This window comes from Halotalea alkalilenta, assembly GCF_001648175.1.
Taxonomy (GTDB): Bacteria; Pseudomonadota; Gammaproteobacteria; order Pseudomonadales; family Halomonadaceae; genus Halotalea; species Halotalea alkalilenta_A.
Genome location: NZ_CP015243.1, coordinates 628,364 through 643,586, shown reverse-complemented (window position 1 = coordinate 643,586; position 15,223 = coordinate 628,364). Strand labels below are relative to the sequence as shown.

19 protein-coding genes are annotated in these 15,223 nt (G+C 65.7%); 9 read left to right on the top strand and 10 right to left on the bottom strand.

The annotated features are described in order from the left end of the window. Positions 1-81 precede the first annotated feature (81 nt). Positions 82-519, top strand: coding sequence for a hypothetical protein (locus A5892_RS02860; RefSeq protein WP_064121517.1), 438 nt, complete (start codon positions 82-84; stop codon positions 517-519). On the opposite strand, the gene A5892_RS02855 is transcribed toward A5892_RS02860, so the two are convergent. The 3 genes from A5892_RS02855 to A5892_RS02845 all read right to left on the bottom strand — a co-directional run bounded on the left by A5892_RS02855 (position 513) and on the right by A5892_RS02845 (position 2,287). Next, positions 513-1,256 carry a TSUP family transporter gene (locus A5892_RS02855; protein ID WP_064121516.1) on the bottom strand — a complete coding sequence of 248 codons (744 nt, stop codon included), beginning with the start codon at positions 1,254-1,256 and terminating at the stop codon, positions 513-515. The genes A5892_RS02860 and A5892_RS02855 overlap by 7 nt on opposite strands. Positions 1,257-1,355: 99 nt before the next feature. Then, entirely contained in the window at positions 1,356-1,880 is a 525-nt protein-coding gene (locus tag A5892_RS02850; RefSeq protein ID WP_064121515.1) for an O-acetyl-ADP-ribose deacetylase, read from the bottom strand. Between the two features lie 89 nt (positions 1,881-1,969). Then, positions 1,970-2,287 carry a hypothetical protein gene (locus tag A5892_RS02845; RefSeq protein WP_150123462.1) on the bottom strand — a complete coding sequence of 106 codons (318 nt, stop codon included), beginning with the start codon at positions 2,285-2,287 and terminating at the stop codon, positions 1,970-1,972. A gap of 294 nt (positions 2,288-2,581) precedes the next feature. Here A5892_RS02845 and A5892_RS02840 point away from each other — a divergent pair, with 294 nt between their 5' ends. Together A5892_RS02840 and A5892_RS02835 are read left to right on the top strand one after the other, a co-directional pair. After that, on the top strand, positions 2,582-3,586 hold the full coding sequence (locus tag A5892_RS02840) for a nucleoid-associated protein (RefSeq protein WP_064121513.1): 1,005 nt from the start codon (positions 2,582-2,584) through the stop codon (positions 3,584-3,586). 177 nt (positions 3,587-3,763) lie between these two features. Next, positions 3,764-5,041: an NAD(P)/FAD-dependent oxidoreductase gene (locus A5892_RS02835; RefSeq protein WP_064121512.1), complete on the top strand. Its 1,278-nt coding sequence runs from the start codon at positions 3,764-3,766 to the stop codon at positions 5,039-5,041. Position 5,042: 1 nt separating this feature from the next. Here the strand turns inward: A5892_RS02835 and soxR are convergent, their stop codons facing one another. After that, complete coding sequence (gene soxR, locus A5892_RS02830; RefSeq protein WP_064121511.1) at positions 5,043-5,483, bottom strand: redox-sensitive transcriptional activator SoxR; 441 nt, start codon at positions 5,481-5,483, stop codon at positions 5,043-5,045. 198 nt (positions 5,484-5,681) lie between these two features. Further along, positions 5,682-5,999 carry a hypothetical protein gene (locus A5892_RS02825; protein ID WP_064121510.1) on the bottom strand — a complete coding sequence of 106 codons (318 nt, stop codon included), beginning with the start codon at positions 5,997-5,999 and terminating at the stop codon, positions 5,682-5,684. Positions 6,000-6,229: 230 nt separating this feature from the next. Here A5892_RS02825 and A5892_RS02820 point away from each other — a divergent pair, with 230 nt between their 5' ends. The 4 genes from A5892_RS02820 to A5892_RS02805 all read left to right on the top strand — a co-directional run bounded on the left by A5892_RS02820 (position 6,230) and on the right by A5892_RS02805 (position 9,975). Next, on the top strand, positions 6,230-7,726 hold the full coding sequence (locus A5892_RS02820) for a PAS domain S-box protein (protein ID WP_082890230.1): 1,497 nt from the start codon (positions 6,230-6,232) through the stop codon (positions 7,724-7,726). Positions 7,727-8,059: 333 nt separating this feature from the next. Continuing rightward, a complete protein-coding gene (locus A5892_RS02815; RefSeq protein ID WP_027350252.1) occupies positions 8,060-8,308 on the top strand; it encodes a CsbD family protein in 249 nt (82 codons plus the stop codon). 199 nt (positions 8,309-8,507) lie between these two features. Further along, positions 8,508-9,455, top strand: coding sequence for an N-acetyl-gamma-glutamyl-phosphate reductase (argC, locus tag A5892_RS02810; protein WP_064121509.1), 948 nt, complete (start codon positions 8,508-8,510; stop codon positions 9,453-9,455). Between the two features lie 262 nt (positions 9,456-9,717). Continuing rightward, complete coding sequence (locus A5892_RS02805) at positions 9,718-9,975, top strand: hypothetical protein (protein WP_064121508.1); 258 nt, start codon at positions 9,718-9,720, stop codon at positions 9,973-9,975. Here A5892_RS02805 and A5892_RS20400 read toward each other — a convergent pair. Both A5892_RS20400 and A5892_RS02800 read right to left on the bottom strand, forming a co-directional pair. Next, positions 9,972-10,118 carry a hypothetical protein gene (locus tag A5892_RS20400; RefSeq protein ID WP_190295646.1) on the bottom strand — a complete coding sequence of 49 codons (147 nt, stop codon included), beginning with the start codon at positions 10,116-10,118 and terminating at the stop codon, positions 9,972-9,974. The genes A5892_RS02805 and A5892_RS20400 overlap by 4 nt on opposite strands. A gap of 109 nt (positions 10,119-10,227) precedes the next feature. Next, complete coding sequence (locus A5892_RS02800) at positions 10,228-11,112, bottom strand: LysR family transcriptional regulator (RefSeq protein ID WP_064121507.1); 885 nt, start codon at positions 11,110-11,112, stop codon at positions 10,228-10,230. 111 nt (positions 11,113-11,223) lie between these two features. On the opposite strand from A5892_RS02800, the gene A5892_RS02795 reads away from it, so the two are divergent. After that, a complete protein-coding gene (locus A5892_RS02795) occupies positions 11,224-11,649 on the top strand; it encodes a VOC family protein (protein ID WP_064121506.1) in 426 nt (141 codons plus the stop codon). Between the two features lie 21 nt (positions 11,650-11,670). Here A5892_RS02795 and A5892_RS02790 read toward each other — a convergent pair whose 3' ends face one another. After that, the gene (locus A5892_RS02790; protein WP_064121505.1) at positions 11,671-12,552 is read right to left on the bottom strand and encodes a LysR family transcriptional regulator; all 882 of its coding nucleotides are present in this window, start codon (positions 12,550-12,552) and stop codon (positions 11,671-11,673) included. Positions 12,553-12,661: 109 nt separating this feature from the next. Here A5892_RS02790 and A5892_RS02785 point away from each other — a divergent pair, with 109 nt between their 5' ends. Then, positions 12,662-13,978, top strand: a complete 1,317-nt coding sequence (locus tag A5892_RS02785) for a lactonase family protein (RefSeq protein ID WP_150123461.1) — start codon at positions 12,662-12,664, stop codon at positions 13,976-13,978. A gap of 42 nt (positions 13,979-14,020) precedes the next feature. On the opposite strand, the gene A5892_RS02780 is transcribed toward A5892_RS02785, so the two are convergent. Both A5892_RS02780 and A5892_RS20395 read right to left on the bottom strand, forming a co-directional pair. Further along, positions 14,021-14,779 carry a gamma-glutamyl-gamma-aminobutyrate hydrolase family protein gene (locus A5892_RS02780; protein WP_064124259.1) on the bottom strand — a complete coding sequence of 253 codons (759 nt, stop codon included), beginning with the start codon at positions 14,777-14,779 and terminating at the stop codon, positions 14,021-14,023. A gap of 185 nt (positions 14,780-14,964) precedes the next feature. Beyond that, positions 14,965-15,123: a hypothetical protein gene (locus A5892_RS20395; RefSeq protein WP_190295645.1), complete on the bottom strand. Its 159-nt coding sequence runs from the start codon at positions 15,121-15,123 to the stop codon at positions 14,965-14,967. Positions 15,124-15,223 lie beyond the last annotated feature (100 nt).

The window sequence follows — 15,223 nt, the reverse complement described above, 5'->3', positions numbered from 1 at the left end:
GCCGCGGGCAGCGTACTCCGTTTCACCTCGCCAATCGTGCTCAGGCATACTGTCGCTCTACCCTCGCCAAGGCCAGAGCCAATGCGCCAAAAGCTGCCGATCTTCCTCGCCTGCGCTCTGATCGCCTTCTTTCTGGTGCTGGCCTGGCGCGTGCACTTCTCCCCTGATCCGGCCCGGGAGGGCTTCGCCCATTCGGTCGCCGCGCTGAATGCCGAGCTGCCGGCGCGGATCGACGCAGAAACCCGGATCGATGCGGTCACCCTCGACTGGTCGAGTCGAGAAGTGCGCTATCGCTACACCATGCTCCAGCACACGGCACGCGAGTTCGACCGGGATACCTTCACCACGCTGACCCTCGAGCAGCTTCGCCGCTCGCTCTGCCAGCAAAACCCTGGCGGACTGGCGAGCGCAGTGGAAAGCGGCCTGCGCATGCGGCACAGCTATGAAGGCGCGGACGGCGTCCCGATCGCCTCGATGCTGATCGACCCGAAGGATTGTCGACAACAAAGTCGTTACTGAACCAGCAGCCAGATGCCCTTGGCCAGGTAGAAGCCCCCCACCGCGGTCACCAGCCAGCGCGTCCAGCGGCGGAAGTTGGCATCGGTCAAGCGTACCAGGATGAAGTTGCCGGCACGGGTGCCGAACAGCGCGAAGGGCGCCGAAACCAGCACCATCGCCCATTCAGCGCCACCGAGATGCAGCGTCGAACGCCAGTAGAACAGCACCTTGACCGCGTGGGAGGCGACCTGGATCGCCGCCTTGGTGGCAATCACCGTGCGACGATCCATCCGGGTACGGATGAAGAAGATATCGGTGGTGGGGCCGCTGACCCCGACCGCGAGATTCAGTCCGCCGCTGAGCGCCCCGCTGATCAGCGCATGGGAGGGCCGGCTGGCGTCGAGCGCCAGCCACCGCCTGGGGAGCCACACCATGATCGGCATCAGACCGATCACCAAGGTGATGGTGACGAGACTCGGGGTGTAGTCGACCAGCGCGAGCGCACCCGCCGCCAGCCCAAGCCCCAGGCAGGAGATTGCCAGGATTCTCCAGTCGATGAAATCGCGCGAGAACCAGGCGCGCGAGGCATTGGCACAGATCTGCAGCACGCCCTGCACCGCGATCGCGGTGGCCGGCGGCAGGATCACCAGCAGCGCGCCGAGCAGCAGCAAACCGCCGACCATGCCGAATACACCGGAAAGCAGCGAGGTGAAGAACACCGCCACGATCAGCATCAATAGCAGCGGCCACCCCGTCATTGCACGGTGAATCCGAATGGGCTTGGAGGGGAAATCGGCATGGCGACGTAGTTCCATCGACGAAATTGTCGACAATACTCCCGCTCGATTCGCTCGTCACTACGACTCTCGTCGCTTCCCGCTGGCATCGACCAGCACCCGCTCGAGCAGCGCATGCATCTGCGCGGAGAACGCGACCAGCACCACGCGCTTGAGCGACCCATTCGGGCGCGGCTCGCACAGCGCGCCTATCGCGATCTTCGCCGCCGCCTCATGGGGATAGCCATAGATCCCGCAGCTGATCATCGGAAAGGCGATGCTCTCGAGCCCCTCCCGCTCGGCGAGCTCGAGCGCGCGCCGGTAGCAGCTAGCGAGCAGGCCGGCCTCATCCCGCCCGCCACCGTGCCACACGGGACCGACGGCGTGGATCACATAGCGCGCGGGCAGATCGAAGCCAGGAGACAGCTTGGCGTCACCAGTGGCGCAGCCGCCGAGCCCGCGGCAGTAGTCGAGCAGCGCAGGCCCCGCGGCGCGATGGATCGCACCATCGACGCCACCGCCGCCGAGCAGGCTGGCGTTGGCCGCATTGACGATGGCATCGACCGCCAGCTGAGTGATGTCACCCTCGATCAGTTCGATCTTCATCGCTTTCACTCGTCTCCGGCCAGCGGCCGGCGTCGTCGGGAGGGCTCGAGCACTCCGGGGATGACCACAACGCACCGCCGCAGGACCACTCAATCGGCAGGTACGCCCGCCTCAGCGTAGCCGTTGAAGCTCACCTCGCCGTCGGCCGCGACCGTGCAATGAAGATTGTAGAAAGTGTTGCCGTGCCCTTGCAGGGCCACCTTGAGCTCGAACGGCTGGCCCTCGACGTAGCGCTCGGCATTGTTCGCATCCACCAGGTGGGTACCGAGGGAGGCGCCTTCACGCGTCTTGGCAAGATCCACACACTGCTGGACCAGCTCCTGCCCATGCGGCTCCTGCGCCCCGGCGTAGCCGCCCAGCGCTGCGAACAGGAAGCCGGCCGCAACCGCAAGCTTGGTACTTTTCATCGAACTCTCCTGATTGGACATCTCCCTGGCTCCATCCACGGCGGCACCGATAAAACGGTTGCCCGACCTACCCGATACCCCCGCCAGTGGCGTTCGAGGCATCCATTCGACAGAACCAAGCAATGGCGTTAAGTTTTGATCAAGACTTCATTAGAGCACGGCCCCGCATCGCTCGGCGAAGATTTCTCGCTCACCGGAAGAATGGACCAAGCCCGCCCAGTCCGCCCTGCTCTTTGACCCACGCCCTGCAAAGGTGATATCCAGCGCTCCCCCGTTCGTCTCCCGAGGTACCGCATGTCGATTATCCACTGCATTCTCCACCGCTTCGCTCGCGAGCCGGACGGCGTCACCCAGCGCCTCAACTTGAGTGAGCGCTCACTGTCAGAGAATGAGGCGAGCGCCGGGCTGCTCGATACCCTGAGCGCGCGCTTCAACGGCAAGCCGAGGCTATGGGGTGGTTTCGCGGCCGAAGGCGAGGAGCATGCCTTCGCAGTGCAGCTCGGCGCCTATCTCGGCGGCGAGCTGGACTTCGTCGCCTTCAGCCGCCAGGCCGCCGAGCGGCTTGCCTCGCTGATGCGCGCATCCGAGCAGCCGCGCGACGGCCAGCTGGTGATGCTCCACACCAAGCGTGGGGAGGTCGAGCAGCTGTGGATCGCGCTGCTGCCGGAGGGCGAGACACTGGGCGTCGACGAGCAGGGCGAGCTGGTCGCGCGGCGCACGCTCAACTTCAATGCTTTCGACCTCGCCGCCCGCGTCGAGCTGCACGAGTGGCGCGCAGGCGAGACGCGGCGCTACCTCTCGGTGGTCAAGCGGCGCGGGCTCAAGCGAGAGGCAGACGACTTCAGCCGCTGGCTCGGCCTGGTCGAACCGGTCGATGGCGCAGAGACCACTCGCGCGCTGCTCGAAGCCTTCGAGGGCTACGCAGTGGACGAAGGCTGGAGCGCGGAGCAGCGGCGCGACAAGCGCGAGCAGCTCACCGACCAGCTTGGCGAACACGCGAGCCGCGGAGAACGCGCGCCGCTCGAGACCCTCGCCGCGGCGCTCGACGACGCCCGTCCCGAGGCATTCGTCGACTATCTCTCCCGCGGCGACCACGCGATCGAGCATGACGTACCCACCGACCGCCGCACGCTGGGCTCTTTTCGCCGCTATACCGGCCGCGCCGGCGGACTATCGATCAGCTTCGACACCACCCTGCTCGGCTCGCAGGTGGAGTACGACGCAGGCGGCGAGCGGTTGATCATTCGCGGGTTGCCGAAGAAGCTCAAGGAGCAGCTGGAACGCAGAGACGGCGAGTGAGCCCCAGGGCCGGATGGTGCAAAAAGGCGGCGCAAAAGGCGGCGATCCGGGCCCAACGCTTGAGCTTAGAACCAACTTGCCTAATCCAGACCCGGGCGAAAGCTGTATTCGGCCCGTCGCTTTGAGGTAAAAACCTTCGCCCTGCCTGTTCGCATCGACCACCAACGAGGACTACCGATGACCGCACCGCACGCCACCGAACCCACTTCCGCCCCCGAGACGCCTCCGAGCGCCGGCAGCTTCGATGTCGTGGTGGTCGGCGGAGGCTCCGCGGGAATCGGTGTCTGCGCAAGCCTGCTGCGCCGCCAGCCGGGGCTCAGGATCGCGATCATCGAGCCGAGCAGCAGGCACTGCTACCAACCGGCCTGGACCCTGGTCGGCGGCGGTGTGTTCGATGTCGCCAAGACCGTTCGCCCGACCGCCGGGCTGATTCCCCCGGGCGCCACCTGGCTCCAGCACGCCGCGGAGCGGATCGATACCGACGCGCGCCAGGTGCTGCTGGACGACGGTCGCGCGGCCGGCTATCGCCAGTTGATCGTCTGCCCGGGCCTGCGGCTGGCGTGGGAAAAGATCGACGGACTGGAAGCGACGCTGGGCGAAAACGGGGTGACCTCCAACTACCGCCTCGACCTCGCGCCCTACACCTGGAAGCTGGTTCAGGGGCTCGATCGCGGTCGCGCGCTGTTCACCCAGCCGGGGATGCCGATCAAGTGCGCGGGCGCCCCGCAAAAGGCGATGTACCTGGCCTGCGACCACTGGCGTCGGGAAGGGGTGCTCGGGCGTATCGAGGTCGAATTCGACCTCGCGGGCGCCGCCCTGTTCGGGGTCGCCGACTTCATCCCTTCGCTCCAGCGCTACGTCGACCTCTACGGCGCCAAGCTCGCTTTCGAATCCAACCTGGTCGCGGTCGACGGGCCGAACAAGCGCGCCTGGTTCGAGGTCAAGGGGCCTGATGGCGAGAAGACCCGGATCGAGAAATCGTTCGACATGCTCCACGTGGTGCCGCCACAGGTGCCGCCAAAGCTGATCGAGCACAGCGGCCTCGCCGACGATGCCGGCTGGTGCGCGGTCGACCCCGAGACCCTGCAGCACCGCCGCCACGCCGAGATATTCTCGCTGGGCGACGTGATCGGCACGACCAATGCCAAGACCGCCGCCGCCGCGCGCAAGCAGATCGTGATCGTCGCCGAGAATCTGCTCGCCGCCCGCGAAGGCCGCCCGCTCCCCGCTCGCTACGACGGCTATGGCGCCTGTCCGCTGACGGTCGAGCGCGGCAAGGTGGTGCTCGCCGAGTTCGGCTACGGTGGCAAGCTGCTGCCGACCTTCCCGCTCGACCCCAAGGTCGCCCGGGCCTCCGCCTGGCAGCTCAAGACCCGCCTGCTGCCGTGGCTTTACTGGAACGCGATGCTCAAAGGCCGCGAGTGGTTGACCAAGGCCCAAGTCGAGCGGCACTGATTCAAGGCTCTTTCAACAGCCGGCGGGGGCCGCTGCCGTGGACGGCGAGCAGGTCGTCGGGATTGGCGAGGCGGCAGCGCTTGAGCGAGAGACAGCCGCAGCCGATGCAGCCACCGAGCTGGTCGCGCAGCTGGATTAGCGCTTCGATGCGCTGATCGAGACGCGATCGCCAGGCGGCGGAGAACGCGATCCAATCGGTGCGGGTGGGGGTCCTGCCTTCGGGCAGGGTCGCAAGCGCCGAGAAGATCTCATCGAGCGGGATGCCGAGCCGCTGGGCGGCGCGGATCACCGCCAGCCTGCGCAGCACGTCACGGCGATAGCGGCGCTGGTTGCCGGCGGTACGGCGGCTTTGGATCAGACCGCGCGATTCGTAGAAGTGCAGAGCGCTGACCGCGACACCGCTGCGGCGGGAGACTTCACCGACGCCGAGCTCTTTCGTCATAGCGATTGACCTCAAGTCGACTCGAGGTCTTAAGCTGCGCCGGGTTTCGCACCGGCGTCAATGCCGTCCCCTCTTCTTCCCCCTCCCGCGCTGCCGTCTCGACGACAGGGCACGCGGTCAGCGTGCTCTCCCATCGTCTGCACGAATCATTCCTCGACACTGCCCCTCGACACCGCCCCTCGAAATTCGCCCGGCCGATCACTGCGCCAGGCGCCAGCGCCCGTCCCGGTCCTGAATGAAGTTCAGCGACAGCGGCTGGGCGGGCATCAGGCTCGCGACGCCCCGCGATACCGACAGCCATACCTCGCAGCGATACCGGCTGTCGCTGCCCTCTCGCGTGCAGTCGTCCGGCAACGAGACGTCGATGTCACTGCTCGACACCAGGCCGCCGGTATAGCCTGAGATTTCACCAAGATTGCCGACCAGCGCCTGGCGCACATCTCCTTCGCTGGGACCTTGGCTGGCACAGCCAGTGAATAACAACGCAGCGGCGAGCAGCGGGATCACTTTGTACATGCGCGGATGCTCCATCAGAGGGTCAGGCCAGAGTTTGGACCATACCAGGGCGTATGGGCATCCATCCTGAAAAGCCCGCCCTCGACTCGCCCCTCCAGACCCACCCACCCGGTGCATCGACCTGGCCGGCCCCGAGGCGGGTCCAACTGCGCGGGCAGCGTTTTGCGCGGCGCCCGTTTGCCGGGATAATCCAAGTCGACACCGCGCCCGTGACGCGTCGAGGAAATACCATGTCCGAGATCACCATCGATCACCAAGCCCTGCGACGCCAGACTACTCGCCGACAGCTGCAGCAAATCATCGCAGGACTCAGCGATGGGGTGATCCTGCTCGATCCGAGCGGCGAGCTGGCCTGGGCCAACCAGGCGGCACTCGAGATGCACGGTGTCGATGAGCTCGAGGCGCTAGGCGGCGACGTCGGCGCCTATCGCGAGCGCTTCATGCTGCGCTATCGCAACAACCATCCGCTCCAGCCGGGTCAGTATCCGCTCGAACGCTTGCTCGCCGGCGAAAGCTTCGAGGATGTGGTGACCGAGGTCGCTCCAGTCGCAGAGGAAGCCCCGCCGCTTCGCATCCACCGCGCGCGGGGCCTGGTGCTGACCGATGAGAACGACGAAGCGGACGGCCTGGTGCTGGTGCTCCAGGACGCAACCGACTGGGCACTCGCCGAGCAGCGTTTCGAGCGCACCTTCAATGCCAACCCGGCACCAGCGCTGATCTGCCGGCTCAGCGACCAGCGCTACGTCAAGGTCAATCAAGGCTTTCTCGAGATGACTGGCCTTACCCGCGAGACGGTGATCCAACGCTCGGTCTACCAGCTCGATGTGTTCTCTCATGCCGAGCGTCGCGCACAGGCGATCGAGCGACTCGAGGCGGGCCAGACCATCGCGCAGATGGAAGCCGCGCTGGCACTGCCCGATGGCACCAGCAAATGGGTGATGGTGGCCGGGCAGCCGATCGACTTCAATGACGAGCCCTGCATGCTGTTCACCTTCACCGACCTCGAGCCGCGCCGGCGCATGGAACTCGCGCTACGGCTCAGCGAGGAGCGCTTCGAAAAAGCGTTCAGAATGTCGCCGGTGCCGAGCACGCTGGTCGGTGAGGGCTTCGTGCTGTTCGAGGTCAACGATGCGTTCGTCTCCACCCTGGGCTACGACGGCGAGACGCTGGTCGGACGCAGTGCGGAGTCGCTCGGCCTGTGGGAGGAGGAGAGCCGCCGCCGGTTCGACGAGTCTCTGGCCAAGGAGGGGAGCGTGCGAGGACTCGAGCTGCAAGTCCATACCCGCCAAGGCGAGGTGCTCGACTGCCAGGTCTCGGCCGAGCGAGTACTGCTGCAGGGCGAAGAGATCTGCACCCTGGTGACCCTGCTCGACATCACCGAGCGGCGGCGCAGCGAGGCGGAGCTGGTGGGCGCGATCGAGGCGGTGATGCAGGATGCTTCCTGGTTCAGCCGCACCCTGCTCGAAAAGCTCGCCAACGTGCGCCGCGCCAACGTCGCTGGAAAATCGGAAGGGCCAAGGCTCGATGATCTTTCGGCGCGCGAGCGGGAGGTCTTCTCGCTGCTCTGCCAGGGCCTCGCCGACAAAGAGATCGCCCGCAAGCTCAGCCTCGCGCCCAACACCGTGCGCAACCACGTCTCGACCATCTACGCCAAGCTCGGCCTCCACAGCCGCGCGGAAGCCATCGTTTGGGCACGCGAGCGCGGTTTCTTCGGTCTCGGCTACTGACCCACGCAAATGCACTAGCTCTGCTAGTGCGAATGTCTCTATGCGAACCTCGACGCCACGCGCAGAATCCCTGCCACGTACCGGTAGTGGCACCAAGGATGGTCCCGGTGCAGAAGGACCTGCACCGACCGCAAGCGCGATGTCTACCGGTACCACTCACAGCAGCCAGGATGGCCCCCGGACGCAGGGAAGCGTCCACCTTTATAGCGCGATCTTCCGTGATCTTTTGGCACCGCCTGCTAGAGTTTGAATACTCGGTCTCGCAGAAGCCTCGCTTAGGCGAGCCGAGACTGACGACGCGGTCGTCCACGAAGTGCACGCACAGGAGCGAACATGTCCAAGGAACGTATCGAAGGCCAGGCACGCGATGTGCTGGGTCAAGCGCAGGAAAGCTACGGCGACTTCATCGACGATGACGAGCAGCGGCTCAAGGGCAAGCTACGCCAGAAGGCGGGCCAGGCCCAGGCGAGCTACGGCGAAGCGATCGACAACGTACGCGAATTCACCGTCAGCAATCCCTTCGGGGCGCTGGCGACCGCGGCGGCCATCGGCTTCGTGATCGGGCGTATCTGGCGGCTCTGAGCCCCCAAGCCCCAACGCATCGTGCCATCATCCCTGGGATGATCCTCCCGCGGCCCCGCGACCTACGTCGCGGGGCCGCTTTCGCCTCGACGCCGCGCATGGCATCCTGTTCGACCCTAGACCATATCGAGCCCCTAATGCCCGGCATGGCCTGAATCAAACGATCCGATCGGTCGACGCGAGAAGCGAAGAGGACGCCATGGCATTCAAGGTTTTCGTCGATGGGCAGGAGGGTACCACTGGCCTTCGCTTGCTCGATTATCTGACCCTGCGCGACGACATCGAGCTGCTGCGCATCGATGACGCCAAGCGCAAGGATCGCAAAGAGCGCTCCCGCTTCCTCAACGCCGCCGACGTCGCCTTCCTCTGCCTGCCCGACGACGCTTCGCGCGAAGCGGTCAGCCTGGTCGAGAACCCCGATACCTGCGTGATCGACGCCAGCACCGCCTTTCGTACCGATCCGAACTGGACCTATGGGCTGCCCGAACTCGCCGCCGGTCAGCGTGAGAAGATCCGCGCCTCGAAACGGATCAGCAACCCCGGCTGCCACGCCAGCGCCTTCGTGCTGCTGGTGCGACCATTGATCGACGCGGGTCTTCTGCCGCCGAGCCACCCACTCAGCGCCTTCTCGCTGACCGGCTACAGCGGCGGCGGCAAGCGCATGATCGCCGAGTACGAAGGCACGAGCGATCCACGCCTCGCGAGCCCGCGCCCCTATGCCTTGGGTCTGATGCACAAGCATCTGCCGGAAATGCGCGCCCAGACGGGGCTTGAACTCGCTCCGGTGTTCACCCCGGTGGTCGGCCCCTTCCTCAAAGGTCTCTCGGTGCAGATTCCGCTGCAGCTCGCCACGCTGGCCGGCGTCGACGCAGCCGCGGTGCATGCCGCCTACACGCGCCACTACGCGGGCGAGCGTTTCATCCGCGTGCTGCCGCTGGATGACGAAAGCAATCTCGACGCCGGTTTCCTCGATGTCCAGGGCTGCAACGATACCAACCGCGTCGACCTGATGATCTGCGGCAACGCCGAACGGCTGCTGCTCGTCGCCCGCCTCGACAACCTCGGCAAGGGCGCCGCGGGTGCCGCCATCCAGAGCATGAACGTCCATCTCGGCTGCGACGAGGGCAGCGGACTGAATCTCGACTGAAAGGCCGACGAGCGCAGGCACTTTTCAGACCAGCCGTAGGGGTTTGAAACCGCTACTTCCTACTACCTTGCCCTTCTCCAACCGCCGGTCACCCGACCGGCGGTGCGATCGCACCCAAGCCCGCTCCCCTTTCGATCATCTCCAGCAATAAGTCACATAGCTGCAATCGATTCGTGGCAGCCTGGATATAGGCGCATAATTAGCTTCAATGCTAATGAATGAATGCGTCCCGGCCATCCGGCACGCTGAAGAGGACATCGATATGAAACGCAGGAGGATTCTCGTCACCGTCTTGGCCTTCGCCATGCTCGCGATCGCCATTCGCCGCCTGTTCGCCGGCCGCGCCGATACCAAGGTCGTCGCCAAAGAAGAACGAGAGAGCGAAAGGCACGGTGCCCACCTTCCCGCCGGCTGCATCCGCCCAACCGCCTTCGACGCCAAATCCCTGCGCGCTCCGCGACAGGCAGCCAACCAGGCGGACGCGCGTGACGCCTGCAAGGCGCTGTGTGGCGCTTGCTAGCGCGAGCTCGACCTGCGCCGACGGCCCAGAAAGCGGGCGCCCAGCAACGCAAGCATCACCAGCCAGACCGACGCGGCCAGCAGGGCCGCGATAAGCTCCAGCTTGAGCAGGCCGAAGCCTAGCGGGTAGCGATGGGAATACATCGGGTGATCTCCTGATCCAGGTTGAGTCGCGGCAAATACTTAAATAAGCCTTAACCACTTCGACGCTCACAGCCAGGCACCTAGATACATGAGCGCCGGACTCGCTCTCTCAATCCTCAGCGATAGCGCTGCGCAGGCAGTCGGCGAACAGGGTCAGGGCCGCGACCCGGCGCTGGCTGGCCCGGGAGACCAGCACCAACTCACGATGAAAGGTGGCCTCGCCGAGCGACAGCACGCGCAGCCGCTCGCTGCGCTCGAGCCACGGCCCTGCGGCGGGGATCAGCGAAACACCAAGACCGCATTCGACCATCCGCGCGATCGCCTCGAGCTCGTCGGCTTCGATCACTTGGCGCGGCGTAATCCGCTGGCGCTTGAGAAAGCGCTCGACCAGCCGGCCGCCAAAGGAGCTTCGGTCATAGCGAATGAACGGCTCGGTGGCGAGCAGATGCAGCGGATCGCTCGAGGCCTGGCTGGCGTTCGCCCCGCGCGGAGCGATCACCACGTACGGCTCTTCGCCAATACCTTCGGCGTGGAGCTCCTTGGGCAGCGCGAAGGGCGCGCGCAGCAGCAGTGCCAAATCCACACTGCCGGCATCGACCTGATCGAGCAGCCCGAGCGACACCCCCGGCACCAGACGCACCCGCAGCTTCGGCGCCCGCTCGCGCAGGCGCAGCAGCGCCTGGGGGAGCCTTCCGCTCTGCAGGCTGGCGATCGCGCCGACTCTGAGCTCGCCGCGAAGCTCCTCAGCCTCGTTCAGCGCCAGCATCCTGCGCTCGAGTCCTACCATCTCCTCGGCCAGCGGCAGGATCCGCTTGCCTGCGGCGTTGAGTACCGCGATACGCCCGGTGCGGTCGAACAACCGCTCGCCAAAGCGGGTCTCGAGCTGCTTGATCTGAGCGCTGACCGACGACTGGCTGAGCCCGACCTGCAGGCCCGCAGCGGCGAAGGTGCCGTACTCAACGACGGCGAGGAAGGTCTTGAGCTCTCTGATCATGTCCTTATCGATCCGTTTTTCCGATATCAGATAGCTAAACTACGCTCTTTCAATCGACATATCCGCCGAGGGAGAATGGCCGGCACAACAAATCCCCGAGGAGCAACGCCCATGGCCCTGTCCCCCTTCCACCTTGCCATTCCCGTCTACGACCTCCCCACCGCCCGCAGCTTCTACGGCGAGCTGTTCGGTCTCGAAGAAGGCCGCTCCAGCGACCATTGGGTCGACTTCGACTTCTTCGGCCACCAGTTGGTGATCCACGAGCACCCCAAGACCACCTCGCAGGAAGCCGCCCATACCAACGCGGTCGACGGCCACGACGTGCCGGTGCCGCATTTCGGCGTGGTGCTCGGCTGGGAGGAGTGGGAAGCGCTGGCTGAGCGGCTCAAGGCGCGCGGCACCGAATTCGTGATCGAACCCTACGTGCGCTTCAAAGGCCAGGTCGGCGAACAGGCCACCATGTTCCTGTTCGATCCCTGCGGCAACGCGCTCGAGTTCAAAGCGTTCAAGGATATGAGCCAGCTGTTCGCCAAGTAAGCCCTCCAGGGCCGCCCCGAATCACCTGCCGGATTCGTCCACCAGCGCCAGGAAGCGCTTGGCGCTGGGGATCAGCGAGGGTTCGCGCCAGGCAGCGGCCAGCGGCAGTGTTGGCGGAGGCGGGGTGGTCTCGCGAAATACCACGCCTGGGCGCGGTATTGCGGCGATCCCGGCGGTGACGAAGCCGAGCCCCGCACCGGCGGCGACCAAGCCAACCAAGGTCGTCATCGGGGTGACCTCGAGTGCGATCCGCGGGCTGAACCCCTGGGCGCACAACAGCCCGATCAGGCGATCGAAGATGCTCGGCCCCACGCTTCGCGGCGCGCACAGCAGCGGTTCATCGCGCAGCGCCTCGAGCGGCACGATCTCATTGCCGGCCAGAGGATGATTGGCCGGTAGCGCCAAGCGCATCGGCAACTCGGCGAGTGGATGGACGACCAGGCTCGGGGTGCTCAGCGGCGGATGCAGTACCCCCAGGTCGAGCTCGCCATTGTCCAGCGCGCGCTCGAGCCGTGGCGAGTTCATCTCCTGAAGCTCCACCTCGACCTGAGGATAACGCTGGCGAAAGCGCCACACCGTGTCAGGCAGGGAGCCATAGAAAGCGATCACGGTGAAACCGAGGCGCAGCCGGCCGAACTCGCCGCGTGCGGCACGCAGCGCGGCACTTTTGGCCTCTCCCACGCTGGCCACTGCAGCGCGAGCCGGGGCGAGGAAGGCCTGCCCCGCTGGCGTCAGCGAGACGCGACGGCGATCACGCTCGAACAGCGCCGTGCCAACCTGCTCCTCCAGGGCGCGGATACGCTGGCTCAACGCCGGCTGAGTAAGATTCAGCCGCTCTGCGGCGCGGCGAAAATGCAGATCCTCGGCCACCGCGATGAAGCAGGCGAGGGAGCGGATATCCATCGAGGCCTCCTGATAAGGACTACCGATCACAGCGGCATTGATTGTGATTGGATACCGATCAAGATCATCGCCAGGATGGGAGAACACAAGTTCCCCGAGGCCTATGCGGATGACCCGACACTGGTTTGGCTTGGCTCTGATCGTTTGCCTTCACACGCCTGCCTCAGCGGAGGGTCTGGCCATCAATCCCGCCATCGGTACGCTGGTGACGATCAGCGATGGAGACTTCGACGCCTCCAGCTACTACAGCGGCCTGCTGGCGCCGCGCGAAGCCGGCCATGAGGATCTGCTCAGTGTGATCAGGTTCAGCGATGACGGGTACTCGATCAGCCGGCTGCCGGTATCGAACTCGGTGACCGCGTCTCCGGAGGTGCTCGCGCTGAGCCGGGATGGCAGCACCGCCTTCGTCGTCGAACGGCTGGGCCAGCGTGGCCCAGGGATGACCCGGGTCGCGGAGCTGCCGCCTGGGCGCATGCTGACGGCGATCGACCTGAGCGATCCCTCCCAGCCCCGCCAAGCCGACAGCATCGCACTGGAAGCGTCCCCGGAGGCCCTGGCGCTACATCCCGCAGGCGATCGCATCGCGGTGGTCTCCAACACCCCGACGGCCAGTACGATCCAGGTCGTGTCCTATGCCGACGGCCACTTCACTGAGCCGGCACGCTTCGACGTCGCCGAACTGGGTATCCACGGCGACGCTGATCAACCTCGCGGCGGCGTAACGTTAAGCAACATACACTGGCATCCCTCTGGCCGAGCGCTTGCGGTGAACGTCAACACGCAAGACCGGGTGGCGTTCTTCACCGTCACTGAAGGCGAGCATGGCATCGAGCTGCACACCTGGGGCGAACCAGTGGCGGTCGGCCGCGATCCCTTCGTCGGTCGCTTCAGCCCCGATGGCCGTTTCTATCTCACTTCCGACTGGGGCCGCGACTTAACCGCCACCAGCCTGGAGGGGCGCATTCCCGACCAGGCTTCATCGATCAGCGTGATCCGCCTCGCCGAAGCCGGTGACCGCCACCAACGCATCGCCAGCGTCGCCACCGCTCCCAATGCCGAGGGCCTGGCGATCAGCCCGGACGGCCGGTTGGTCGCCACCGTGAACATGCAAGGCACCGTGTTCGCCCCCGACTCGCCCCGCTTTCAGCGCGACGCCAGCGTTACCTTGCTACGCTTCGATCCCACCAGCGGTGAACTCGAGAAACTGGCCGACTATCCCTTCGAGGGCGTACTGCCGGAGGGCGGCAGCTTCTCCCCGGACGGGCGTCATTTCTTCGCCACAGTGTTCCAGGGCCATGCCGATGAGCCGCCGAACGCCGGCCTCGAGGTCTTCCGCATCGACGATGACCAGCGTCCCGCCCTCCAACGGATCGGACGGATTCCGCTGCCCCATGGCGTGCATCACGTCGAAGCTGGCGCTCGATGATGTTCCTCGCCATGACGGTGCCCATGCGGCGCAAGAGAGAGGTCAGGATACCGAGGACTGCCGCCGCCTTTCGCCGTATCGGCGCGCAGCCTCCACCAGGGCCAGGAAGATGCCCCGGTCCGCGGCGGTTTCGAGATATTCGGGATGCCACTGCACGCCCAGGCAGAAAGTGAGCCCCGGACACTCGATGCCCTCGATCACGCCGTCGGGTGCCCGCGCGGTGATCAGGCAGCCGGGGCCGACCGATCGCACCGCCTGGTGGTGAGAGGTATTGACGCTCAGTTCGCTGACCCCGGCCACCGCGTGCAGCAGGCTGCCCGGCGCTATCGTCACCGGATGATGGATCAGTTCGCCGGCGGCCTTGCGGTTGTGCACCAATTGATGGCCGATCTCGTCGGGGATGTGCTGGATCAGGCTGCCTCCGGTGACCGCTGCGATCAGCTGCTGCCCACCGCAAATGCCGAGGATCGGCAAGTCGTGCGCCATCGCCGCCTCGAGCAGTGAGCGTTCGAAGCGGGTGCGCTCGGGCTTCAAGCGGATGGTCGGCGTGGTGATCCGTTCGCCGAACAGGGCGGGATCGATGTCGAAGGCGCCGCCGGTGATCACCAAGGCGTCACACAGCGCGATCAGCTCGGGGACGAGCTCTGGATGGTGGGGCAAGGCGATCGCCACGCCGCCGCAGGCATTGACGCTCGAAATGTAGTTCTGGCGCAGCGCGTACCAGGGCGAGCCGGCGTAGCCGCCGGCGGGCTCGGCATCCAGGGTGACGCCGATGACAGGCTTGGTCGACGCAGTCGCCATGAGCGCGATCTTCCGGTAGAGGGCCTCGGGCCAAACTAGCACCACTCGATGGCTTCGCTCCACACGAGCCGTTCATCCGACCCATTCAAGCCAACGCCCCCGGCGCGTTTCATCGCGGCCGGGGGCGTTGGGTTTGGTCGGTGTGTTTCATCGATGCATAAGGGTCAGTGCATGAGAGCGCCCGATCAGCGTGGGCGCCGCGCGCGGGGATGCTGGTTGGCATCGGGCGCATCCAGTACCCGCCGGGCGTCGCCACAGGAGAGCAGCAGGCTGGTGGAGGAAAGCACGCTGAGCCCGAAAACGAAGTAGCGGGCGAGCATCCTGAGTAAATGTCCAAGCATCATCAATACCTCCCGTCGGAATCAGGATTCGCCGCCGGCGAATCCTTCGACCTTGGTAGTATCCCCTTGGACCGCATTGCAGTGGAGCGCGTTCGCGTGTCGA